Source organism: Clostridium sp. 1001283B150225_161107_B6 (assembly GCF_015556325.1).
Lineage (GTDB): Bacteria > Bacillota > Clostridia > Lachnospirales > Lachnospiraceae > Enterocloster.
Map to the genome: position 1 here is coordinate 55,485 of NZ_JADNMD010000003.1, position 24,179 is coordinate 79,663.

Sequence of the window (24,179 nt, forward strand, 5' to 3'; positions counted from 1 at the left end):
TACTCCCTTCTATTCTTCGTCTTCACCGTCAGCAGCTTCATCCAGGAATAACTCATCCTCGTCATCAGCCTCTTCGGTGTAATCATCGGCGCTTACTTCCTCTTCCTCGTCCACAGTCACAAGCTCGTCATTCTTAAACTCCTGCTCCTGATAGCCGAATTCGGCATAGGACTCTTTCTCTTCGAAGCGGCGGTCGCCCTCTAACATGGCCCGCAGCTCTGTATCGCCGTAATCAATATTCTCGTTCATCTCGACCTCGGTGCCGTCATCCCTCAGTACCTGTACATCCAGGCCAAGGGACTGCATCTCCTTAAGGAGTACCTTAAAGGACTCGGGTACGCCCGGCTCAGGGATATTCTCTCCCTTGATGATGGCCTCGTAGGTCTTCACACGGCCCACAACGTCGTCGGATTTAACGGTCATAATTTCCTGCAGGGTATAGGAAGCGCCATATGCCTCCAGTGCCCAAACCTCCATCTCTCCGAAACGCTGTCCGCCGAACTGGGCTTTACCGCCCAGAGGCTGCTGTGTAACCAGGGAGTATGGGCCGGTTGAACGGGCATGAATCTTATCGTCAACCAGATGGTGCAGCTTCAGGTAATGCATGTGCCCAATGGTAACAGCGCCGTCAAAGTACTCGCCGGTACGGCCGTCCCTCAGACGCACCTTACCGTCCCGGCTGATGGGCACACCCTTCCAAAGCTCCCTGTGCTCCAGGTGGGCGCCCAGGTAGTCGATAACGGAAGGCTTCAGCAGGTCCTCGTATTTTGCTTTAAATTCATCCCAGGTCGTGTTCACGTAATCATTGGCCACTTCCAGGGTATCCATAATGTCATTCTCGTTTGCACCGTCAAAAATCGGAGTGGATACGTTGAAGCCCAGAGCCTTGGCAGCAAGGCTTAAGTGAATCTCCAGCACCTGTCCGATATTCATACGGGAAGGCACGCCCAGCGGGTTAAGCACGATGTCAAGAGGGCGTCCGTTGGGCAGGAAAGGCATATCCTCAACAGGAAGCACACGGGAAACAACACCCTTGTTGCCGTGACGTCCTGCCATCTTATCACCAACAGAAATCTTACGCTTCTGGGCAATGTAAATACGCACGGTCTGGTTCACGCCCGGCGACAGCTCGTCTCCGTTCTCCCTGGTAAATACCTTTGCATCCACGATGATTCCGTATGCGCCGTGAGGCACCTTAAGGGAGGTATCGCGGACTTCTCTTGCCTTCTCGCCGAAAATAGCGCGCAGCAGGCGCTCCTCTGCGGTCAGCTCAGTCTCGCCCTTGGGAGTAACCTTTCCTACCAGGATATCTCCTGCGCGGACTTCTGCGCCGATACGGATAATACCGCGCTCATCCAGGTCTTTCAGGGCATCCTCGCCCACGCCCGGTACGTCGCGGGTGATTTCTTCCGGTCCCAGCTTGGTGTCACGGGCTTCCGCCTCATACTCCTCAATATGGACGGAGGTGTAGACGTCTTCCTGAACCAGACGCTCGGACAGAAGAACCGCATCCTCGTAATTGTAGCCTTCCCATGTCATGAATCCGATGAGCGGGTTCTTGCCAAGGGCAATCTCGCCGTTATCAGTGGACGGACCGTCTGCGATTACCTCTCCGGCCTCCACGTGGTCGTTCTTATATACAATCGGCTTCTGGTTGTAACAGTTGCTCTGGTTGCTTCTCTTAAACTTGGTCAGATGGTACACATCGCGGTTGCCGTCGCTGTCCCTGCGGATGATGATTTCATTGGATGCGGAGCGCTCTACCACCCCTGCATTCCTGGCTACCACACACACGCCGGAGTCAACAGCCGCCTTGGCCTCGATACCAGTACCAACGGCAGGAGCCTCTGTGGTCAGAAGGGGCACTGCCTGACGCTGCATGTTGGAACCCATCAGGGCCCGGTTGGCATCGTCGTTCTCCAGGAAAGGAATCATGGCCGTAGCAACGGAGAATACCATCTTGGGAGATACGTCCATCAGGTCAATGGTCTTTTTCTGGAACTCGGATGTCTCTGTACGGAAACGTCCGGATACATTGTTGTGTATGAAGTGGCCTTCCTCATCCAGGGCCTCATTTGCCTGTGCCACAACGAAGTTATCTTCCTCGTCAGCAGTCAGGTACACCACCTCATCCGTTACCCTCGGGCTCGCCGGGTCAGTGGTCTTATCCACCACGCGGTAAGGAGCCTCAATAAAGCCGTACTGGTTCACTCTGGCATAGGTTGCCAGAGAGTTAATCAGACCGATGTTAGGACCTTCAGGCGTCTCAATGGGGCACATACGTCCATAGTGGGTGTAGTGTACATCTCGAACCTCGAATCCGGCACGGTCCCTGGACAGACCGCCGGGGCCCAGGGCGGAGAGACGGCGCTTATGGGTCAGCTCAGCCAGGGGGTTGTTCTGGTCCATGAACTGGGACAGCTGGGAGCTTCCGAAGAACTCCTTTACAGCCGCGGTCACGGGCTTGATGTTGATTAAGGACTGGGGCGTGATGCCATCCATATCCTGGGTGGTCATACGCTCTCTCACCACACGCTCCATACGGGACAGACCGATGCGGTACTGGTTCTGAAGAAGTTCGCCTACGGCGCGGATACGGCGGTTGCCCAGATGGTCGATGTCATCTGCATTGCCCACCTGCTCCTCCAGATGCATATTATAGTTAATGGAAGCAAGGATATCTTCCTTTGTAATGTGCTTTGGAATCAGGTCGTGGATATTCCTGCGGACAGCCTCCTTAAGGGCCTCCTCATCGGTGCCAGCTTCTTCCAGGATAGAAGCCAGGGCGGGGTAATATACTAACTCCGTAACGCCTGCTTCCTCCGGGTCAAAGGACACATGGGCGGAAAGCTCCACCATCATGTTGGAGAGGACCTTCTGCTTTCTGTCAGGACCATCCACCCATACATAGGGAACTGCCGCGTTCTGAATCTGCATGGCGGATTCCTTGTTCAGCTTGGTGCCTGCCTCTGCCAGGATTTCGCCTGTGGCGGTATCCACCACATCCTCTGCCAGTACCTGTCCGTTCAGGCGGTACTTAAAGGACAGCTTCTTATTGAATTTATATCTGCCGACTTTTGCAAGGTCATATCTTCTGGGGTCAAAGAACATGCTGTTAAGGAGACTTTCGGCACTGTCAACAGATAACGGCTCACCGGGACGAATCTTCTTATATAATTCCAGAAGGCCATCCTGGTAATTATCCGAGGTGTCCTTTCCGAAGCTGGCTAAGAGCTTTGGCTCCTCGCCGAAGAGTTCCAGGATTTCCGCATTGGTTCCGAATCCCAGGGCACGGATTAACACAGTCACAGGCACCTTACGGGTCCTGTCTACACGTACATAAAATACGTCATTGGAATCTGTCTCATACTCCAGCCATGCGCCACGGTTGGGGATGACAGTACAGGTATACAGTTCCTTACCCACTTTATCATGGCCAATACCGTAGTAGATACCAGGGGAACGTACCAGCTGGCTGACAATAACACGCTCAGCACCGTTAATCACAAAGGAACCGGTATCTGTCATCAGGGGCAGGTCGCCCATGAAAATCTCGTGTTCATTCATTTCATCTTTATCTTTATTGTACAGTCTTACCTTTACCTTAAGTGGTGCGGCGTAAGTTGCGTCCCGTTCTTTACACTCTTCGATGGTATACTTTATATCATCCCTGCACAATGTAAAGTCAACGAATTCCAGACTCAGATGGCCTGCAAAGTCCGCTATGGGAGAGATATCATCAAATGCCTCCTTCAGTCCTTCTTTTAAGAACCACTGGTAGGAGTCTTTTTGAATCTCAATCAAGTTAGGCATTTCAAGAACTTCTTTCTGTCTTGAATAGCTCATTCTTACGCTTTTCCCGGCCGGTACCGGACGTATTCTGCTTTTCTCCATTGACGTTTCACCCCTGTTTTCTAATTTGGTTCGCAATATTTCCATCTCAATCCAACGCCGAACCGGACGCCGGATGCAGCAAAATATCACTGTCGTTCTCTGTAATTGGGCGCCATACAGCCTAAAACCGTACGAGAGGGCGCAAAAAGCCCACGTCGCCACAATAGTGCACACTCCATAATAACACAGACCTGTCAAGGTGTCAAGGATTTTTGCTTGCAATTTGTTGTTGAAAATGATATACTATTATAGAATGTCCCCTGGGGTTGTAGATAGTTTAACGAGGGGAATGGTACTATAATTACATAGGTTGGAGGTAAACCCCATGGCTCAGACAATTTTAAGTGTACTGATTGTCATTCTTATCATTGCCCTGGTTGCCCTGGCTGTTCTCTACTTTCTGGGAAACAAGCTCCAGAAGCGCCAGGTGGAACAGCAGCAGCTGTTAGATGCAGCCGCACAGACCGCATCCATACTTGTCATTGACAAGAAGAAGATGAAAATCACACAGGCCGGGCTTCCCAAGGTAGTGACTGACCAGACGCCCAAGTACATGCGCTGGGCAAAGGTCCCTGTGGTCAAAGCCAAGATTGGCCCCAAGGTCATGACCCTCATTGCAGACGGACGTGTTTTTGACTCCCTGCCAGTGAAGACCGAGGCCAAGGTAGTCATCAGCGGTATCTACATCACTGAGATTAAAAGCGTGAGAGGCGGCGCGATTCCGGCTCCGCCAAAGAAGAAGGGATTCTTCGCAAGATTTAAAAAAAATAAGAAAGATAAGAAATAAAAAGAAGCGGCAGTCACGCCGCTTCTTTTTTATTCCCGATTGTATCTCATTCCACGTCGCTGCACGGTGTATTCCGTACCTTGTCACTGCGGGCAGGACTGGACATCCAGACGGATACTGCAATCGGACAAATGCTCATAATTGATATCCAGGGAATAATCCACATTTACCATCAGACTGTCCGGTTCTTCATTAATCTTAATCCGGTTAGCCTGAATGCCCACCACCATATCGCCCAGGGGAGTGGTGTAGCATGAAAGATTCTTCTTGTTCTTCTCAAACTGCATATGGGTGTTGGCGATTCCCTTTTTAATTATGTCCATTCCGGAAGGGGATATCTTGATTACGTTCTTGACTTTGCCTGTAAAGCCTTCCATCATCTCTTCGTAGAGGATGTAATGCTTTCCATTCTTCTGATAATAATCTCCCCTTACTATCATTTCCACATCGGAGTCCTCTTCGTCTATCATCTGGATGCCACTGATTGTAATCAGCACGTCTTTTGTCATATTCCTTCCTCTTTCCCTTAAGTGTATCGTTCCATCCCATGTTCCATCAGCATATCCACCAGCTGGTCCTTTGTAATCCCTCTGGCTTCCCACAGCATGGGATACATGCTGATGGCCGTAAAACCTGGCATGGTATTAATCTCGTTGAATACCACTTCTCCGTCATCCTTCACAAAGAAATCCACTCTCGCCAGTCCATAGCCGTCCACTGCACGGAATATGGCCATGGCTGCCTGACGTACCTTTTCCGCCGCCCCTGCCGGCAGTTCCGGGTCCGTCACGGTCCTGGATTCTTCGTTGTAATACTTGGCCTCAAAGTCATAGAACTCTGCTGCGGCCAGTATCTCTCCTACGCCGGATGCCACCACCTCCTTAAGTCCGCCTCCGAATACCGCGCACTCAATCTCCCTGCCTACGATGGTTTCCTCTACTAATATCTTACGGTCGTGCCGTGCTGCCTCTAAAAGTCCTGCTTCCAGGGCCCTGCGGTCCTCCGCCTTGGTAACGCCCCTGGAGGAGCCTGCATTGGACGGCTTGATAAATACGGGATAGGCAAAATGCTTTTCCACCCGTTCTGCCACCTCTTCCATATGAGCCAGCTGCTCCCTGTACACTGCCTCGTAGGCTGCCTGGCGCACGCCCAGGTCATCCACAATAATCTTGGTGTACAGTTTATCCATGGCCACTGCGGAAGAAAGGACCCCGCAGCCCACATAGGGAATCTTAGCCAGTTCCAAAAGCCCCTGGATGGTCCCGTCCTCCCCGTAAAGCCCATGAAGGACCGGGAACACCACATCCACCCTGACCTCGCGGACCGAACTGCCGTCCATGAGAAGGATGCACTTCTTTGTTGCATCCGGCAGCAGGACGGCTGATACTGTCCCGTCCCTCCACGTACCGTTTTTTACATCTTCCAGTGATTCCGCCTTAATCCAGTGTCCATCTTCTGTAATTCCGACAAGTAATACATCGTATCGCGTCCTGTCTATATGCTCAATGACATTGACGGCCGACATGCAGGACACAATATGTTCTGATGACTGGCCGCCAAATATGACTGCAGCCTGAAGTTTACCCATGCTAGTCTCCTTAAACTCACTTATTTTAGTGATTGTTCTACGTTTATAGTATAACATATGTGGCAATAATTACAAACAGAAATTAAAACAGCATCAACGGCCAAGGAGGTCTTACATCATATGAAATATAAAATAAGCCTGTGCATATCCGCACTTTGTTTCTTTACTGCATTCCTCATTCTCATGGCGTCCCGCACCACCGGCGAGGAAGCCCTGGCATCACGCATTGCGCCGGAAATTCTCCGGTTCCACGTGCTGGCGGAAAGCGACAGCACCAGGGACCAGAACCTGAAGCTGGGGGTAAAGGGCCTGGTTCTGGACTATATTCACAGCCAGGTTCCCGAAGACACAGACAAGGCACAGCTTGAGCAGTGGATAGAGGGAAATAAGACCAGCATTGAAACCATGGCCCAGGACTGGCTGGCAGACCAGGGGGCCTCCTATCCCGTAAAGCTGGAGCTGACAAGGGATTATTTCCCCACCAAGGCTTACGGGGACATGGTATTTCCCTGCGGCACCTATGACGCGGTCCGCATCACCATTGGCAGCGGAAAAGGCCATAACTGGTGGTGCGTCCTCTATCCCTCCCTCTGCTATACCGACGCCATCCACGCAGTTGTGCCGGATTCCTCCAGAAAGACCCTGGCATCCCTTTTGCCGGAAGACGACTACGATGCCCTGCTGTCCCCCCGGGACAGGTTAAAGCAGCCGCAGCAAAAGCCGGAGGTCCGCGTGCGGTTCCGGCTCATGGATTTATTTCATTAAAATGGATGCGGTCCTCTGGGACACTATTTTTTCTGGCTGTCCAGCATCTCCTGAAGGGCCTGGTCGCTGACGTCAATCCACACATCCTCTTCCTCCGCATTCAGACCCAGATACCGGGCCAGGGTGCGGGGGTCGTCGCTGTTATTCCAGCGGCTTACATACCGGTCAATCTCTTCAAAGGGAATCTCCCCTGCCAGATACCGTTCCTTAAAGGTTCCTTCCTCCATTATTTCCTCCCCCGGGCCGGTAAGGCCGGCTCCTGCTCCTGCTCCTTAATGTTGCGCGATACCGTGATTTCCTGGTTGTCGATGTGTTCCCTGGCAGCCTTCTTTGCCTCTGCTATGTTGCGGCTCTTAAGAGCGCTCAGTATGTGTTCGTGTTCCACCAGAAGCACCTGTCTCTTGTCCTCGTCCTTTATATATTCCAGACGGTAGCGGTACATCTGCTCCCGCAGATTGTTAAGCATCTGCACCAGTTTGTCGTTGCCAGTCCCCTGGTAAATGACATCGTGGTACTGCTCATCTGACTGGGCAATGCTCATGGCCTCCCCTCTGTCAATGGCGCTTCTGAAGTTGCCCTGGACCCGTTCCAGCTCAGCCATGTCGTCATCCGACATCCGCTGGCAGGCCAGCTCAATGGCCAGCTCCTCCAGGGAACGGCGTACCTCCAGCACATCCCGCAGGCTCTTTTCAGATATCTTGGCCACCTCGGCGCCCTTCCTGGGAATCATAAGTACCAGGCCCTCCAGCTCCAGCTTGCGGATGGCTTCCCTGATAGGAGTCCTGCTGACGCCCAATTTTTCAGCCAGCTGTATTTCCATCAGCCTCTCCCCCGGAGCCAGCTCCCCTTTCAGTATGGCCTGGCGCAGGGTGTTGAACACCACGTCCCGGAGGGGAAGATACTCGTTCATATTAACCTTGAAATTATTTTCCATATAAAAATGACCCCTTTCCTGCATTATACTCTTCCTTATCCATTCCTTCTCACATTAAAGAAATTGGTCAGATACACCTGTTTTGCCAGCTCCGACGCCTTGCCGAACCGCAGGTCCTCATAGGCTGCCTGGGCTGCCCTTGGATTGGCGAAAAGCCCGAAAACCGTCGGACCGCTTCCGCTCATCATTGCCCCCAATGCCCCATAGTCACGCATGACCTGTTCAATCCTGGCAATGGCCGGATACTTTTCTCCCGTAACCAGCTCCAGCACGTTCCCGAACCGGCCGGCCACTTCCAGCAGATTCTGGCTGCGGATGGCTTCTATCATGCCGTCTATGTCGGGATGGTCTGAGGCCGCAAGCGTCATGGCGTCCAGGCTCTCATACACCGCCTTGGTGGACACGCTGATGCCGGGCTTGGCTATAAGCACCTGGCACTGGGGCATGGGAGGCAGCGGCGACAGCTTCTCGCCGATACCCTCTGACAGGGCGGTTCCCCGCATGAGACAGTAAGGTATGTCCGCTCCCAGGGTCACGCCCCGTTCCATCAGTTCCTCGGTGGACAGGCCCAGGCCGAACATCTTGTTGACTCCAAAGAGTACGGAGGCTGCATCCGTACTGCCGCCGGCCATACCTGCCGACACGGGTATAAACTTGCGCAGATGGATGGACAGCCCCTGGCGTATACCGAACTCCTCCATCAGCAGCCTGGCCGCCTTATGGGCCAGATTCTGCTCATTGTCCGGCAGATAAAACAGATTGGTTTCTATTTTGATGCCCGGCTCCTGGGTGGCGTAGAGGTCAATCCGGTCGTGAAGCCCCACGGTCTGCATAATCATCCGCACCTCATGGTAGCCGTCCTCCCTCCGCCCCAGCACATCCAGGGCCAGGTTAATCTTTCCATATGCTTTTAAGCGTAAGTGTTTTATCATCCGCGGACTCCCCTCTATGTACATTGTTTGTATTTCTGTTTTTATAATACATTATATTGTATACATTACTTTCACTCTATTTGCAAGAGGAAATTGCAGAAAACCGGCAGAAATGTTCCGGCCGGTTTTGATATTGGTAATAATTGGATTATTTCCCCCTCAGATTCCGAATCGCTTCCTTCATCTCTTCATCCTCTTCTCCCAGCATCGGGGTGGCATCCGTGTGCCCCTGCCCTTCTTCCTTGGGCATGTACTTCCTGAAAATAGCTGTGAAAAAGTATGAGTTCACAAAAGCAATGAGGGGCATGCCGAACAGGAACAGCAGCATGGCAAACTGCGGAAAATAAAACAGCCCGAAATAGGTTGCCGCCACGATTCCCAAATCCGTGGCCAATATTCCGATGGTCTGGAACAGATGGCGCACAGACATAAAAAATGCATTGAACAGGGTCCGCTTCACCGGATTATAAAACCGGGACTGGAGCGCGAACACATAGGTGAGTATAAACAGGTAAATCAGCAGCAGACCGCCGGAGGCAGCTGTCAGGACGGTTCTCAACGCTCCGTTGATGGGCATCTGTCCTGATACAAAAAACCAGAAATCAAAGCCCAGCACTATGCCGGCAGCCAGCATAATAAGCCAGATGCCTGTGGCCTGCCTGAAATTACTCTTAAAAGACCGGAAAAAGGACCGTATGGTGGAATCCTCCTCATCCCGCACCAGCTTTAACGTCACGTAATAGACGGCTGTGGTGGATGCGCCCGCTGTAAACACGGGAATGGAGCAGACAATCCACAGGATGTTCAGTATGATTAAGTCTCCCAGCTTTCCTATGAACCGCCACACCGGATTATCATAATTAAATATACCTTGTAACATAAGTCTTCCTCTTCTTTCTGTAACTGCGCCTGGTGATATTTTATCATATTAAGCGGAAAATGCAAAGAGCTGCCGGGATTTCATGAAATTTTTATATTCTCCTCCGGTCCGGATGTGGTATACTAACAGGAAACGGCCTGTCCGTGCAAAAACAGCAGAGAGAAACGGAAGGAATACATAAATTATGTCCATCAGAGAAGAAGCAGAACAAGAACGGCAGAAACTGAAAAACATGACCTGGAAGGACCGTGCCTGGTATGTGTGGGAGTATTATAAGTTCCACCTGCTGGCCGTGATTCTTGCCATCGGCGTATTAAGCACCATCGGCACCATGATATACCGCCAGACCTTTACCACCCGCCTGTCCGTGGCCATTATCAATGACCGCTCCGGCGGTGCCGGCTCCAGCGAATTGCTGGAATCAGAGCTGAGGCAATACCTGGGATGCGGCAAAAAGGACCTGATTGAATTCAACGAGGGCCTGATGGTGGATTTTGATGAGGAATCCACCTCCCAGTACGGATATGCCACCCTGGCCAAAATTTCCGCCCTGGTGGCCAGTAAAAGCCTGGATGTGGTTATCGGGGACCAGTCCGCCATTGACCATTACGAAACCATATCCGCCTACCAGAACCTGGAGGAATTGCTGCCCCCGGCCCTTTATGAGCGTGTAAAGGAACATATTTACCGGGCAGAGGACGGTGCAGGAAACCTTACTCCGGCAGCTCTCTCCCTGAAGGATACTGCCTTCGGCGAAAAGACAGGCATCATCATGGACCCGCCTTATCTGGCCGTCATACAGGGCTCTCCCCATAAAGAAGCTGCCCTCCGGATGATTGAGTACCTGTTTCCATAAGACACATCATTCCCAGGCCCTCCGCCGCTTTGCGGGAGGCCTGGTTTTCTCTGTAAATCAGGGCGCAGAGACGCGCTCCCAGCACCTCATGGCTGTAGCCGGCAATGGCCCTGAGGGCCTCCCCGCAGTACCCCTGATGCCGGTAAGGCAGGAAAATATGGTACCCCAGTTCCAGCCAGGGAACAGATTGGCCCAAGGAGTCCAGACATTTCTCCATCTCCCTCATGAGCCTGGGATTGGATACGCCTGCCAGCCCCACCAGAATCCCGTCTTCCCTGCGCACCAGGGCCCATGTGCCGTACTCATAGAAGCCATACTGGTTTTTACAGTACATCTCCAATGCCTCCCTTGAACGGAATATGGCTTCCTGGGGTCCGTACTCCTCCTCAGGAATACAGTCTGCATCCTCTGCTGTCAGCTCCCGTATGAGCAGCCTGGAAGTGCGGCAGATATTCCACGGAAGTCCCAGGTGGCGGCGTATCACCAGCTCCAGCAGCTCATCCGTGGCATCCTCTATGTCCGGAATCACATAGGGTATGCCCTTCATGGCCCAGATTTCTGAGTTCCCGCTCTCAACGCCCACAACGGCCCTTCCGGCAGCTTTCGCTGCCAGAAGGGCCTCTGGTTGGTCTGATATGACTGCTGTACAGGTAGTCCCGTTTAAACGGATGCTCCGCTCTGTTACCATATTACCGCCTCTTTGTCACATTGCTGTTCCCGCATATTGCCGGCCCGATACCGTGTAATAGCATGCACGGCAAGGGTCATCTCTCTGTCAGCACTTCTCAGGCTCCGGATAGTCCACCCCAAAGGTTTCCACTGTCATGGACTTAATCTTCTGCTCCTGCAGGGGGCGGTCGCTGTAATCCGTCTGGACATCCGCGATTTTATTCACCACATCCATACCCTCTGTAACCTTTCCAAAGGCTGCATAGGCACCATCCAGATGGGGTGATACCTTGTGCATGATGAAGAACTGGGAACCGCCTGAATTGGGGTGCATGGCCCTTGCCATGGAAAGTACGCCCTCTGTATGCGCCAGGTCGTTCTTTACGCCGTTCTGGGCGAACTCTCCCTTGATGGAGTAGCCCGGGCCTCCCATTCCGGTACCCTCAGGACAGCCTCCCTGAATCATAAAGCCATTGATGACCCTGTGGAAAATCAGTCCGTCATAGTATCCCTTCTTAACAAGGCTGATAAAATTGTTTACTGTATTGGGAGCTATATCCGGGTATAACTCTGCTTTCATTACATCTCCATTTTCCATGGTTATGGTAACTATAGGATTTGCCATTTTTCTTTCTCCTTTTTCAATTAGAATCTTTATCCACTATAGCAAATTCCGGCGGCTTTGTCCAGCACGGCTTATCTCTGTCCGCCTTTATCTCACACCTGCTGTCCTTCCCCCGGTCCTCCTGCCAGTCTCAGGCTCTCATCCGGGGTCACAAGCAGCCCTGCCTCCGAAATCCCCCAGACCGCCATGGAATCGCGCACAAGCTCCAGTGCATGGCAGTAGCACTGCGGCACCAGGCGGGCAAATTCTTCTGCTTTTCCGGCCTTCAGGCACAGAAACGCCTCATGGCTGATTTGATTCAGCTCATTGCCTGCCTTGATTCCCTCCTCATAAAAGGAATAATAATACCCCCAATGAAGTATGCTGCCCACCTGCTGCAGTATAATCCTGTATGGCTCCAGGGGCAGGGCGGCAATGATATGGCGCATCAGGATGCTGATGGGAACCGCATAGGGACCGGCAAGCTCCTGTTCCATACACCCTATCTCCCCCTTCCCGATTAAAGGCACGGCCATCAATGCAGCCGGACCGGAGGCCAGCGCCATGAACTGCAGGCCGCTCAGGTACAAAAGGGTATCCTTTTTATGGACCTTATTCTTCATGGACAGGAGGGTGGCCTGGTCATTAAACAGGGTCACCTGGGTTCCTTTTACATTGTACGTACGGCAGAAGCCCAGCCGGTTCAGCATGGACATGGACCTGCGTATGGTGGCCAGCGATACTCCGTATTCCCGGGCCAGCGCAGCTTCCGGCGGAAGAAAGGAGCCGTCCGGATAAATGCCCAGGCCAATGCGGTCAATCAGGTCGCGGGTAATCTGCATATAGTAGTGGTCCCTTCCCCGTTCCGCATTCCAGGAATAGCTGCTCTTCTGCTCTATATTCCCTGTTCCAATCCCGGACTCAATCCATTCCAGATACAGCTTTATGTCATGCCTAAGGGACCGGTACATGCGCGCGAACCGTTCCTGAATCACCTGGATGTCGCCTGTGGCCACTGCCTGGGCCATCCACATGGGGTCATCGTATTCACTGCAGCAGGATGGAAAGGGAGGCCTGTACTCCGGCTCTAGGAAAAAGGGAATTCTGGCCCCAATCTCAAGGCTGGTAAATATATCCCTGAACAGCAGGTTGCGGGATGCATCCAGCAGGTTGTAGAGTACATTGGAGGAGGACTTCCATCTGGTATATACCTCCTTCCTCCTGCTCCTTTTCAGATGCCTGAAAAGCTCCATGGCTGTCTGCGTGCCGCAGGCCTGGACGGAACACGCAAACAGCCTGGGCATCACATGCTCCATTGTCTCATATACCGCCAGAACCGAGGTCTTCCGCTGAAGCACTGACAGTACATCGGACCCGGCATCCCCTTTCTCCGGTTTACGGTACACTATCACCGAAGGCTTTCGTTCCTCTGTCCGTATCATTCCCTGGTCCCTCAGTTCCCCGAGTACGTCCCTCACTGTCCGGATACCCACATGGTAGGTCTCGCACAGCTGGTTCATGGATGGCAGGGTTCCGCCGTATTTATAATACCCGGTCAGAATCTGTTCCTTCAGATTCTCATATAAATAATCATGCAGCGTCTTTTTCCCTTCCATATACCGCCCTCCCCGGCCTTATTTTGCCCATATGTCCGCCTGTGCCGTTTGACTGTATTATACCACAAATTTATTCCGATACTATATGCATATGTACACAAATATTGCGTTGATTTATCAGGTACAGTCACTTAAAATGAAACCATCAAGCCTTCTTTCTATTACACATTCATAGAATTACGGAGTATACCTGGAAATGAAAAAAGCAGATGATTTTATATCCGATTATCACAAACCAATATTCAGCAGGGGATGGAGCATAGGATTCCTGTCCCTGGTACTGATTTCAGTTTTTGCGCTCTCTATCTGGAATGCCGCAAAGCTGCAAGTGGCGCTGGACAGCACGACCCAGGAATATTTGACGGATGTGACATCCCAGCTCTCCCGGGACATCCGGGACGCCATTAACCACAAAATAATCAACCTGGTCATGACGGCAGACAGTCTGTCACAGTTCACGGAAACCCAGGATATGGGCGCGGTATCCGGCTTTCTGACCCGCAAAGCGCAGATACTGGAATTTGACCCTCTGATTCTGTTTGACAAAGAGCAGCGGTTTGTAGCCTCTGAAACAGAGTCAGGCAAAGTCCCGGCCCATCCCGAGGACTTTCTCAGCCTTCCCAGTATCCAGTCCTCCTTCCAGGGCAATATACAGGCCAGCTACATGGGAGGCAAAAGCATTTTTTATTCCGTGCCCGTGTACCGCGGCGGCCAGGTAGGCGGGGTGCTGGTGGGAATGCGCAGCAAAGAAAACATGCAGTCCCTGATTTCCTCCAAAAGCTTCAGCGGCCAGATGCTGAGCTGCATCGTGGACAGCCGGGGGCAGGTGGTCATAGCTCCTACGGACTTAAAGCCGTTTTTACAGCTGGACGATATTTTTAAAAACGAAAAAAACAAACAGGTGATTGCAGATATCCGGCAGATGCAGAAGGATATGGCGGAAAACCGGGACGGCATACTGAGATTCACTGCCGTCACAAAGGAGGAACTGGTCCTCTCCTATAATGCCCTGAACCTGAACGACTGGTTCCTGCTGACCATTATTCCGGCGGATATCATATCCGGCGGTCTGAGCCGGTACATCCTGCAGTCCTTTGTTATCATAGGGGCTACCATACTTATATTTTCCCTCTTTTTATTTGCAGTATTCCGGTTCTATAATGCCCACAAAAGGCAGCTGGAGCTGATTGCTTACAGCGACCCGCTCACAGGCGGGCTCAACAACGCCGCCTTCCAGGCTAGATACAGGGAGCTCTCAAAGACCATGGAGCCCTGCTCCTATTCCATTGTGCTGCTGAATGTCCGCGGATTTAAGCTGGTCAATGAACAGTTTGGCATCCCGACCGGCAATCAGACCCTCTCCTATATATACAGGGTGCTGAAGCAGCATGTGCGGCAGGCCCAGGACGAATTCGTTGCCAGAGGCGAATCAGACCATTTCTTTCTCTGCCTGAAGGAGTACACCCAGGCAGCCCTGCAGTGCCGTCTGAATGAAATGATTCATGATATCAATACCTTCCAAGACACGGACCTTCCCTTTCTGGCCCTGTCCTTTAAGCAGGGGGCCTGTCTTGTAAATGACCCGGACCAGGAGATTACCCTGCTCCAGGACCACGCCCGGCTGGCGCTGCAAAACTCCGGGACCGATATACGCCATGAGTGTTCCTTCTATAATGAAAGCCTGACCAGGCACCTGAAATTGGAGCAGGAGTTAAACGCACTGTTTGAGGATTCCATTGAAAACCGGCATTTCCAGGTTTATCTGCAGCCGAAAATCGGCCTTAAGAGCAACCTGCTGGAAGGAGCCGAAGCCCTGGTGCGCTGGAACCATCCTCAAAGGGGAATCATCTTCCCATCTGAATTCATACCCCTTTTTGAGAGCAATGGAAAAATATGCAGGCTGGACCTCTATGTGTTTGAAGAGGTATGCGCTGCCATGGAGCGATGGAAACAGGCCGGTCTGCCGCTTGTGCCGGTTTCTGTCAACCTGTCCCGCCAGCATTTCCGGGACGCCGGCTTTTTGGATACCTTTGCCGGAATCGCCTCCCGCTTCAGTATACCTGACAATGTCCTGGAATTTGAGCTGACGGAGTCCATTTTCTTTGACAACCAGCAAATCAGAACCGTCAGACAGGCCATCCAGGAAATGCACAGCATGGGTTTTCTGTGTTCCCTGGATGACTTTGGTTCCGGCTTTTCTTCTCTGGGGCTGCTGAAGGAATTTGATGTGGATTCCCTGAAGCTGGACCGCTCCTTCTTCCTGAACATGTCGGGCCGGAAGGCAAAGGATGTTATAGCATGCCTGATTGATTTGGCCAGGCATTTGAAGGTAAAGACCGTGGCCGAGGGCATCGAGTCCATGGACCAGGTGGACCTTCTCCGGTCCATGGGCTGCGACATGGTCCAGGGCTATGTCTTTTCCGCGCCGCTGCCCATGGCTGAATTTGAAACGCGTTATCTGTACCGTCAGGGCTCAGATACGGCGCCCGCCCGTTCATAGACCAAGTCAAAACTGAACATGCGCCCGCGTGTTAAATATTAAGGCCAAATAAAAAACGTATCATCCGGCGGATGGTACGTTTTTTGGAAAAAAGTATTATTAAAAGGGAGGAGAGCTGATAAATACTTATCAGCTCGAGTATTATGAAAAAAATCTTGTAAGCATTATTTGGCTTTGCAGTTATTACTAACTTGCTATGTTTACAGTATATAAGCCAAACATGAAGAAATAATGTTGATTGTGTAAAAGGTTTTTGAATGAATTATGAACGAAGTGTGAATGCCGGAAAGAAGCTGCTATCTTCCTCCTGATTTCCCGTATCCCTCCGGCACCGTGACCTCCTTTGACAAAAACAGCAGGGCCGTAAGATTGGGAAATGCCATAAGACCGTTCCATATATCCGACAGCAGCCATACCAGGGCCAGCCTGGCCTCGCTTCCTAAAAATACAGCTGCAATAAACAGCAGAGGATATACCTTGGATGCAAACAGGCGCTGGGCGCCCTCTCCCATGCCGCAGCCCTTAATAAAATAGGCGGCAGCCTGCCTTCCCAGATAAAACCAGGCCATAATGGTGGCAAAGGCAAATACCACCATGGAGCCGCTGACCAGATATTCCCCCACGATTCCCAGACGGCCGCTGAAACACCAGGCGGCAAGAGCCGCCCCCTCATAGGGTATGCTCTCGGGATTGGAACCGGTCATACACAGGATTACCAGGGCCGTCAGGGTACACAGGACCACCGTGTCAAAAAACACTTCAAACATGGCCCACATTCCCTGTTCATGAGGCGTGGTGCCCTCGGCAGGCCCGTGGAGCACTGCCAGTGTTCCAAGACCTGCCTCATTGGAGAACACGCCCCGGGAGATGCCGTAACGCACACTGCGGCTGATTACATATCCGGCGGTCCCTCCTGCCGCTGCCTCCGGCCGGAAGGCTGAGGACACCATGGAGGCCAGGGCTCCGGGTATCTGGTCCAAACAGGACAAAATCACAATCATGGAAAATACAATGTAGATTCCGGAGGCGGCCGGCACCAGCTTTTCAGCCACATTTCCGATTCTTCGGATTCCGCCCCAGGTGACCAGCACCAGAAGCCCGGTAAATACTAGTCCTCCTGTCAGGGCCGGCACATGCCAGGTGTATTCCATGGTGCTGATGGCTGAGTTGGCCTGGACCATGCTTCCCATTCCAAGGGAGCTCATCAGACACAGGAAGCTGTAGAGCACTCCCATCCCTCTGAGCCCCAGCCCCCGTTCCATGTACACAAAGGGACCGCATACGTAGTGTCCCTCCTTATCCTTGTAACGGTACCGTATACCCAGCATGGTTTCCGCATAGGCGGTTATCATGCCAATCAGGGCCGACACCCACATCCAGAACAGGGCTCCGGGCCCTCCTGCCGTTAGCGCGGTTGCCACGCCTGCTATATTGCCTGTGCCCACTGTTGCCGCCAGGGCGGTGCAGACCGACTGGAACTGGCTGATTCCCTTTCCTTTTCCGGTCCCGTCCCCGCCTTCTTTTTTGGATGCTTCCCCTGATATGAGCCGTCCTGCCGTGTGGCTCCACCAGAATAAAAAACCTTTGATTTGGAAAAAATGACATTTCAGGGTAAAGAATATCCCCACCCCAAGGAATATGACAAGGGTCCACGGTCCCCACACCATCTGGTGGACCTGCTCTAATACATTCATCATCCCAGTTAAACCTGCCCTGCTTGCTTCTTATAAATGTCTTATTCCAAAGTTCCCCTGACTATGACCGCTGGAAGGAATTTTCTTTGTTTCCGGCTCGCAATTCACAGTTGTTTATGATAGAATATGAGATAGGAACAACTGCAAGAATCCAATAGAAAAGAGGTATGCCGATGCCAGGTTTCACAACACACTACGTCTTGGGCATGAAAGCATACAATGATATGCCTCAGAATAATCTGAAGTTTATCATTGCCAAGTATCGGTGGCTCTATCAGCTGGGTCTCCAGGGACCGGACATGTTTTTTTATAATCTGCCCATCCTGCGCCATCGAGACCACCGCAATGTAGGTTCCTATATGCATGAACACCATGTCAATGACTTTTTCCGTTGCTGTTTCATGCAGCTTACCCGAATCGGTTCCAGGCAGCAGCGCGAGGAAGGCCTGGCCTACATGTGCGGCTTTATCTGCCATTATATCGGTGACTCCATATGCCACCCCTATGTATACGGACGTATTGAATACGATGTCAATAACCCGGGTTCCTATTACCACGGGCTCCATGCCAAGCTGGAGAACGACATCGACGCCCTTCTCCTCCAGAAGTATAAGAGGAAGAAGCCGTCCCAGTTTAACCAGGCAGCAACCATCTGTCTGAATGGGATGGAAACCCAATTTATTTCCCAGTTCCTGTCAGACTGCATCAACGAGGCATTCTATCCATTGAGCTACAAAAACCGCTACCAGGTCACGGCGCCCATGATACACCGTTCCATCCTGGCCCTCCGTTTTGGATGCAGGACCCTGTCGGACCCCAACAGCAGGAAAAAGGACAGGATTGCATTTTTTGAATCCCTGTTCCTTAAGAATCCCGTGGCTTCCAGCAAGCTGGTTACGGACACGGTGGAGAACCCGGCCTGGAGCCTGAACCTGCACCATGAGACATGGTGCAACCCATGGGACAAGAGCATTGCCTCCAAATCCTCCTTCCCCGACCTGTTCAGACAGTCCCTGGGGAAGCTGAGCACCATCTTTTACATGATTAACTCCATGCTGGAAACAGGACAGCCCTTGAAGCTGAACGCCCTTGAAAACCTGCTGTCCGAGCTGGGCAACTATTCCTACCACAGCGGACTTCCCTGCGCAGATGACTGAACACAAAAAAGCAGCGGCCCCTATTCCTGAATCCTCCGGAAAAGGGGCCGCTGTTCTTTTTTTATTTCACGCCGTATTCATGATACCCTTTATTCAATCACCTGGTCTCCGTCCTTGATGCAGTAATTTGCATTCACCCCAAGGCGGACCATCCAGTTCTTTGTCTCCTGCGTCACCCATATACCGCTACCGGCTCCGCCGCCGTTGTCATTGTCCCACAGCCACTGGGGAGTGGGCCACAGTGCAACGCTGGGCCTTAACGCCTTGTATACCTCGTAGCCCACGCCGTTCTGACCATGGTGGGCAACCTGTACAATATCACACTTAAGGGCGCTCAGGTCATGGTCAGCCATCAGCTGCTCGCCGCCCGACTTGGCCAAATCCCCAAGGAACACTGTGTTTGTCCCGTTCAGGGATACCATGTAGGCTACGCTGCTGTTGTTGACAAAGTCATTGTTCATCTTATATGCCTGGTTCAGCACCTGAATCCTGGCAGGTCCTGCCTGGATGACCTGTCCCGATACAATATCCCCGTGAAGGATATTCTGGGGAACCAGGCCGAAGGCTCCCTTGATATAGGCCACCATCTTGGCAACCTCAGGGTCCTTCTCAGCATACCAGCTGTCCTCAGCAAAGGAGTAATAGATACCGTCAATGGTAATCTCCCCGTTATGCTTGTACAGGATGTCTGCCAGCGCTCCCGCATGGTCGGAATCCGGATGGGTCAGGAGCCATGCCTGAACATGACCGCCCTTCTGCTTAATCTGGTTCAGAAGATAATCCGCATTATTGGTCCAGCCTCCGTCCACTACAATGAGTCCGCCTTCCCCGGTTTCAATGATAACCGACAGAAGCTGGGCTGACGTGTCATGGTTGGCCAGCATGGTGAGACGGCCAGCCCCAAACAGGGAGGTGGAATCTGTCTTGGGCGTGGTAACCTCACCAAATGCGGCAATCTGGGCCTTGGCCTGAATCACCGGCTGGCTGGCTGCCGCTGCCTGGGATGACTGTGCATTCTCCCCTTCGTCCCTGATGATAATCTTGTCCGGTGAGGACAGCATCTGCCCCTGGGCCTTTAACGGTTGGGAGTTGGTCATGGCTAAGCTGTCCAGGTTCCCTCCGGTCATTGTCAGTGTCATGATGGCCAGCAGCCCGGCGGCCGCCTGTTTCCAGTATCTGTCAATCCTCATCCCAATATCTCCTTAATCCTTTTTTACTGAAGCTGAGCTGTCAGGGCTCTCTGCTCCCCCGCCTTCACCACGTCATTCACAAGATATGCGCTTTCATCCCCTTCTTTGTCATAAGGGAACACCTGTACCAGCACATCGTGCTCGTCAAAATAGCTGCCGTAGTAGGTGCCGTCAATATCCTGCGGGTCAGGCGCTTCATAATAGAAGTTTTGCTCCGCAACATAGGTGCCCACTGCCTTCAGCACATCCTGCGCATAAATCACAGCAATGTCCCCTGTGGTCTTGTGGGTCACAGGAAGCAGGACCACCACCCGGCTGCTGCCTGCGTCATACTTGGCGTCCAGGTCCAGCACATAATCAGCAAACTCGCCGTAAGGGTCCAGGAACTGGTCCCTGAGGTCTTCCCTTACCTCCTGCCAGTCGATGTTAATATTTTTATCAACCTCCAGGTCCGGCTGTCCGTCCCCCTGAACCACACCGTTACTGGGAGAAACAATGTTACTCTGGGTACAACCGCAAAGCAGGGCCGCTGAAGCTAATAATATCAATGATAACTTCTTTAAATTCCGCATGATATAATAATCCTCCTTTTTGTCAACGCTACTATTATAGCTAACATTACAATAATTTAACAGTCCTTTTTTCTTACAAAATTATTGATGTTTTTACAAGTTCCTCTTGATTTTTCCAGTAACTGATGATAATATGTTCAATATACTTTATTTTAACTATTTTTTGAACATCCAGGAGGATACAGCCATGAAACAAAATGAAAACATCAGCACAGATACCCCGTTAAAGAAAAGGCTGGACTGGGTCACCACCATCATTCCCTTTGTAACCATACTGGCCCTGTGTTCCCTGTTCATGCTATTCCCGGATGCCTCCTCCCAGGTACTTGGGTCCGTGCGTTTTTTCCTGGGAGACCAGTTTGGAAGCTATTATCTGCTCCTTGGACTGGGCGCCTTAATCTGTTCCCTGTACATGGCGTTTTCCCGGTATGGAAACATAAAACTGGGAAATCTGGAGAAGCCCCAGTACTCCTCCTTCCAGTGGGGTTCCATGATGTTTACGGCGGGACTGGCAGCGGACATACTGTTTTACTCCCTGTGCGAGTGGATGCTCTACGCCGGCGAGCCGCACATTACGGACATGGGAGCCATGCAGGACTGGGCGTCCGCCTATCCGCTGTTCCACTGGGGTCCTATTCCCTGGAGCTTTTACATCATTCTGGCCGTGTCCTTTGGTTTCATGCTCCATGTGCGCAGGCGGAGCAAGCAAAAGTATTCCGAGGCATGCCGTCCCCTCCTGGGCAGACGGGTGGACGGTATCCTGGGCAAGCTCATTGACCTGACAGCTGTATTTGCCCTTCTGGCCGGCACAGCCACCACCTTTTCCCTGGCAACGCCCCTTTTGTCCATGGCCTTAAGCCGTGTGCTGGGCATACCTGAAAACAACGTTCTGACCATCGGCATCCTGGTTATCATCTGCGTGGTGTATACCATGGCCGTATACTTCGGCATGCAGGGCATTGCCAAGCTGGCCGCCTCCTGCGTATATTTGTTCTTCGGACTGCTGGCCTATTTCCTTCTGTGCGGAGGCGAGACACGTTATATCATCGAGACAGGCATCACAGCAGTGGGGAACATGGTGCAGAACTTCATCGGCATGGCCACCTGGACCGATGCCATGCGCACCTCCTCCTTTCCCCAGAACTGGACCATCTTTTACTGGGCTTACTGGATGGTATGGTGCGTGGCCACCCCATTCTTCATCGGCACCATCAGCAAGGGCAGGACCATCCGCCAGACTGTGCTGGGAGGCTATTTCTTCGGCCTCTCAGGCACCTTTACCTCCTTCATTATCCTTGGGAATTACGGGCTGGGGCTGCAGATGCACGGGAAACTGGACCTGATGGGCGTCTATGCACAGACCGGGGACCTGTACCAGGCCATCATCTCCATATTTGAAACAATGCCCCTGGCAAAGGCCGGGCTGGTACTTCTGGCCATTACCATGATTGCCTTTTATGCAACATCCTTTGACGCCCTGACCATGGTGGCCAGCTCATATTCCTATAAATCCCTGGGCGCTGAGGAGGAACCCCACAAACAGGTAAAGCTGTTCTGGGCCATACTGCTGATGCTGCTGCCCATAGCCCTGATTTTTGCAGAAAATTCCATGGCCAACCTGCAGACCGTATCCATCATAGCGGCCTTTCCCATTGGTTTCATCATTGTATTGATTGTATGGAGCTTCTTCAAAGACGCCAGACATTACCTGGACAAAGAACCGAATTCCGGAACACGGGATATGGAGTCATGATATTGAACATTGAATCACAATAATAAACGAGGGCCGGTCTCCCTGCCCTCGTTTAATTTTGTACACACATAATTATGTACTCTCCTTATCCTTCAATATCCTCCCACAGAATCTTCTGAATCCTGTCCTCGGCCTCCAGCTCGTCACTTCCCTTAAAGTAAAAAGTCAGAAAGCCTGTCATTCTAAGATTCTTTACTTCGTCGTATTGCTTGACATTTGCTGTATACTTATCGCTGGTGACAAAAATATCGCAGTCAAATTGATTTGCCGTCTGAATCAAATAAGAAATGGGGATTGGCCGGAAGACCCTCTCCCTGCTGTCAACTTGTTTCGTTAACATAGAATCACCTCAATTCAAAACAAAACCGACTACTGGTTACCACCCTCCTCTGAATAATTATACATGCCCCTATGTATTAAGAATAACATTTTTTTCCTGTAAATTCAAGAGATAGACGGATAAATTTTATATAGTTTTTGTTAATTTTAAACTAAAAGACAGAGAAAAACCCTATTTTCACCACTATTTTGTTGCAAATGTAACAAAACTGGTAAAAATAGGGTTCTTCTGTAATTTACATTTATCCTGCGTTCACACTGACTCCGGTTACAGCCCACTGGTAATTGCGCAGCGCCTGCTGCAGATTCAGGTCTGCACATTTAAACCCGGACTGGGCCTGGAGATAGGCCAGCTCCTGCTGCATGAACTGAATCTGGCTCAGCGTGCCGTTCTGCCTCTGAATCTGCGCCGCATTCCATGTGAGCTGGGCGCTCTGGTAAGCGGTTGAGGCAGAATCATAGGCAGCCTTTTTCTCCAATATGGTGTCGTACAATGTCTGCATATCGGAACGGAGCTGGTCCTCTGAATAGTCCACGGTACGCATCTTGTTGGCTTTCTGGGTCATTTCCTTGGTGGTGCGGACCTGGAAATCGCTCATACCTGCCCCGGACCCGCTCCGCATGCTGATTAAGCTGTAATTATTGTTCACAGCGGTTTCCTTGTCAGATGCCAGGTCCAGAGTTGGGATGACCGATGGGTCGGCTGCCGGAACCGGGCCAATGACAGTCTCCGCCCCCTTATCCCACCCGGTATAGTAGCACAGGGTCTTATATATCTGATCAATGCCCGCATCTATGCTCTCCAGCTGGGATTTGGCCGAGGACAGCTGGGCTGCCGCCGAAAGCACGTCGGCATCCACCGCAAGGCCCTGGGCCTGCATGGTCTGCTGTATGGCCTGGGCTGTCTGGGCTATCTCCAGCGCCTTGGCCACCACGGTCCTCTGGGACTGGTAATACTCATACTGGTTCATCAGAGTCTCCGCGCCGGACACAATCATGTTCACCTGGCGGTCCACGCTCCGGCTGGACTTGCTGCGCCCAATGGAGCGGTCCATGGAGCCCGCGCTGGAGCGCAGCATCCTGGCGCCTCCCACTACCTGCATAACCGCGGGATTTCCGCTGCCCAGGACGTCTTTCAGCTGGTCTGCCTGGGACATATAATCATCCGCCACCACCCGCATGGCAGCTGCAATGCTTCCCTGGTCCTCCTCCATGGTGTCAATCATGGCGTATGCGCTTTTTATGGGGGCGTAGTAATTCTTAATCAGGTCTGTCAATTCGTCGTACTCCATGTGGCTGTCCTGGAGCCGGGCCATGGCCCCGGTGTATGCATCTCCCGGTACAACACCGGGTTCATCGGCCAGAGCAGCGCCCGTAGCGCCCACTGCCATCACAGCTGCCAGCGACAGTGCCATGAAGCTTCTTCGTCTGTTTATATTCATCTGTTCA

At 52.0% G+C, this 24,179-nt stretch carries 21 protein-coding genes; 6 read left to right on the forward strand and 15 right to left on the reverse strand.

What is annotated here, in order from left to right; all coding sequences use genetic code 11:
- Positions 1 to 9 precede the first annotated feature (9 nt).
- On the reverse strand, positions 10 to 3,894 hold the full coding sequence (locus I2H39_RS08695) for a DNA-directed RNA polymerase subunit beta (protein WP_138306771.1): 3,885 nt from the start codon (positions 3,892 to 3,894) through the stop codon (positions 10 to 12).
- Between the two features lie 325 nt (positions 3,895 to 4,219).
- On the opposite strand from I2H39_RS08695, the gene I2H39_RS08700 reads away from it, so the two are divergent.
- Positions 4,220 to 4,681: a hypothetical protein gene (locus tag I2H39_RS08700; RefSeq protein WP_138306770.1), complete on the forward strand. Its 462-nt coding sequence runs from the start codon at positions 4,220 to 4,222 to the stop codon at positions 4,679 to 4,681.
- 83 nt (positions 4,682 to 4,764) lie between these two features.
- Here I2H39_RS08700 and I2H39_RS08705 read toward each other — a convergent pair whose 3' ends face one another.
- A complete protein-coding gene (locus I2H39_RS08705; protein ID WP_138306769.1) occupies positions 4,765 to 5,190 on the reverse strand; it encodes a DUF1934 domain-containing protein in 426 nt (141 codons plus the stop codon).
- 17 nt (positions 5,191 to 5,207) lie between these two features.
- Positions 5,208 to 6,269, reverse strand: a complete 1,062-nt coding sequence (locus I2H39_RS08710) for a D-alanine--D-alanine ligase family protein (protein WP_138306768.1) — start codon at positions 6,267 to 6,269, stop codon at positions 5,208 to 5,210.
- 120 nt (positions 6,270 to 6,389) lie between these two features.
- Between I2H39_RS08710 and spoIIR the strand changes: the two genes are divergently transcribed.
- Complete coding sequence (spoIIR, locus tag I2H39_RS08715; protein WP_138306767.1) at positions 6,390 to 7,034, forward strand: stage II sporulation protein R; 645 nt, start codon at positions 6,390 to 6,392, stop codon at positions 7,032 to 7,034.
- A gap of 23 nt (positions 7,035 to 7,057) precedes the next feature.
- Here the strand turns inward: spoIIR and I2H39_RS08720 are convergent, their stop codons facing one another.
- The 4 genes from I2H39_RS08720 to I2H39_RS08735 all read right to left on the reverse strand — a co-directional run bounded on the left by I2H39_RS08720 (position 7,058) and on the right by I2H39_RS08735 (position 9,780).
- The gene (locus I2H39_RS08720; RefSeq protein WP_138306766.1) at positions 7,058 to 7,261 is read right to left on the reverse strand and encodes a hypothetical protein; all 204 of its coding nucleotides are present in this window, start codon (positions 7,259 to 7,261) and stop codon (positions 7,058 to 7,060) included.
- Positions 7,261 to 7,968 (reverse strand): GntR family transcriptional regulator, encoded by a 708-nt coding sequence (locus I2H39_RS08725; protein ID WP_138306765.1) that lies wholly within the window; start codon positions 7,966 to 7,968, stop codon positions 7,261 to 7,263. Before I2H39_RS08725 ends, I2H39_RS08720 begins: the two co-directional genes overlap by 1 nt.
- 35 nt (positions 7,969 to 8,003) lie before the next feature.
- Positions 8,004 to 8,900 (reverse strand): 4-(cytidine 5'-diphospho)-2-C-methyl-D-erythritol kinase, encoded by an 897-nt coding sequence (gene ispE / locus I2H39_RS08730; RefSeq protein ID WP_138306764.1) that lies wholly within the window; start codon positions 8,898 to 8,900, stop codon positions 8,004 to 8,006.
- A 148-nt stretch (positions 8,901 to 9,048) separates the two neighbouring features.
- The gene (locus I2H39_RS08735; protein WP_138306763.1) at positions 9,049 to 9,780 is read right to left on the reverse strand and encodes a YesL family protein; all 732 of its coding nucleotides are present in this window, start codon (positions 9,778 to 9,780) and stop codon (positions 9,049 to 9,051) included.
- Between the two features lie 184 nt (positions 9,781 to 9,964).
- Here I2H39_RS08735 and I2H39_RS08740 point away from each other — a divergent pair, with 184 nt between their 5' ends.
- Complete coding sequence (locus I2H39_RS08740) at positions 9,965 to 10,636, forward strand: hypothetical protein (RefSeq protein ID WP_138306762.1); 672 nt, start codon at positions 9,965 to 9,967, stop codon at positions 10,634 to 10,636.
- On the opposite strand, the gene I2H39_RS08745 is transcribed toward I2H39_RS08740, so the two are convergent.
- The 3 genes from I2H39_RS08745 to I2H39_RS08755 all read right to left on the reverse strand — a co-directional run bounded on the left by I2H39_RS08745 (position 10,575) and on the right by I2H39_RS08755 (position 13,525).
- Complete coding sequence (locus I2H39_RS08745) at positions 10,575 to 11,324, reverse strand: GNAT family N-acetyltransferase (RefSeq protein ID WP_138306761.1); 750 nt, start codon at positions 11,322 to 11,324, stop codon at positions 10,575 to 10,577. The two genes, I2H39_RS08740 and I2H39_RS08745, sit on opposite strands and share 62 nt — an antisense overlap.
- An 87-nt stretch (positions 11,325 to 11,411) precedes the next feature.
- Positions 11,412 to 11,930, reverse strand: a complete 519-nt coding sequence (locus I2H39_RS08750; protein ID WP_138306760.1) for a peptidylprolyl isomerase — start codon at positions 11,928 to 11,930, stop codon at positions 11,412 to 11,414.
- A 92-nt stretch (positions 11,931 to 12,022) separates the two neighbouring features.
- Positions 12,023 to 13,525 carry a winged helix-turn-helix domain-containing protein gene (locus I2H39_RS08755; RefSeq protein WP_195626267.1) on the reverse strand — a complete coding sequence of 501 codons (1,503 nt, stop codon included), beginning with the start codon at positions 13,523 to 13,525 and terminating at the stop codon, positions 12,023 to 12,025.
- A 196-nt stretch (positions 13,526 to 13,721) separates the two neighbouring features.
- On the opposite strand from I2H39_RS08755, the gene I2H39_RS08760 reads away from it, so the two are divergent.
- Positions 13,722 to 16,025 carry a GGDEF domain-containing protein gene (locus I2H39_RS08760; RefSeq protein WP_195626268.1) on the forward strand — a complete coding sequence of 768 codons (2,304 nt, stop codon included), beginning with the start codon at positions 13,722 to 13,724 and terminating at the stop codon, positions 16,023 to 16,025.
- Positions 16,026 to 16,321: 296 nt separating this feature from the next.
- Here I2H39_RS08760 and I2H39_RS08765 read toward each other — a convergent pair whose 3' ends face one another.
- Positions 16,322 to 17,722 (reverse strand): amino acid carrier protein, encoded by a 1,401-nt coding sequence (locus tag I2H39_RS08765; protein WP_138306757.1) that lies wholly within the window; start codon positions 17,720 to 17,722, stop codon positions 16,322 to 16,324.
- A gap of 197 nt (positions 17,723 to 17,919) precedes the next feature.
- On the opposite strand from I2H39_RS08765, the gene I2H39_RS08770 reads away from it, so the two are divergent.
- Positions 17,920 to 18,876 (forward strand): zinc dependent phospholipase C family protein, encoded by a 957-nt coding sequence (locus I2H39_RS08770; protein WP_330640727.1) that lies wholly within the window; start codon positions 17,920 to 17,922, stop codon positions 18,874 to 18,876.
- Between the two features lie 89 nt (positions 18,877 to 18,965).
- Here I2H39_RS08770 and I2H39_RS08775 read toward each other — a convergent pair whose 3' ends face one another.
- Both I2H39_RS08775 and I2H39_RS08780 read right to left on the reverse strand, forming a co-directional pair.
- Positions 18,966 to 20,066: an MBL fold metallo-hydrolase gene (locus I2H39_RS08775; RefSeq protein ID WP_138306755.1), complete on the reverse strand. Its 1,101-nt coding sequence runs from the start codon at positions 20,064 to 20,066 to the stop codon at positions 18,966 to 18,968.
- Between the two features lie 23 nt (positions 20,067 to 20,089).
- Positions 20,090 to 20,638: a hypothetical protein gene (locus I2H39_RS08780; protein ID WP_138306754.1), complete on the reverse strand. Its 549-nt coding sequence runs from the start codon at positions 20,636 to 20,638 to the stop codon at positions 20,090 to 20,092.
- Positions 20,639 to 20,825: 187 nt separating this feature from the next.
- On the opposite strand from I2H39_RS08780, the gene I2H39_RS08785 reads away from it, so the two are divergent.
- A complete protein-coding gene (locus I2H39_RS08785) occupies positions 20,826 to 22,391 on the forward strand; it encodes a BCCT family transporter (RefSeq protein ID WP_138306753.1) in 1,566 nt (521 codons plus the stop codon).
- 85 nt (positions 22,392 to 22,476) lie between these two features.
- Here the strand turns inward: I2H39_RS08785 and I2H39_RS08790 are convergent, their stop codons facing one another.
- Positions 22,477 to 22,671 (reverse strand): HPr family phosphocarrier protein, encoded by a 195-nt coding sequence (locus I2H39_RS08790; protein ID WP_243129868.1) that lies wholly within the window; start codon positions 22,669 to 22,671, stop codon positions 22,477 to 22,479.
- A 301-nt stretch (positions 22,672 to 22,972) separates the two neighbouring features.
- Positions 22,973 to 24,172 carry a TolC family protein gene (locus I2H39_RS08795; protein ID WP_138306751.1) on the reverse strand — a complete coding sequence of 400 codons (1,200 nt, stop codon included), beginning with the start codon at positions 24,170 to 24,172 and terminating at the stop codon, positions 22,973 to 22,975.
- Positions 24,173 to 24,179: the final 7 nt, after the last annotated feature.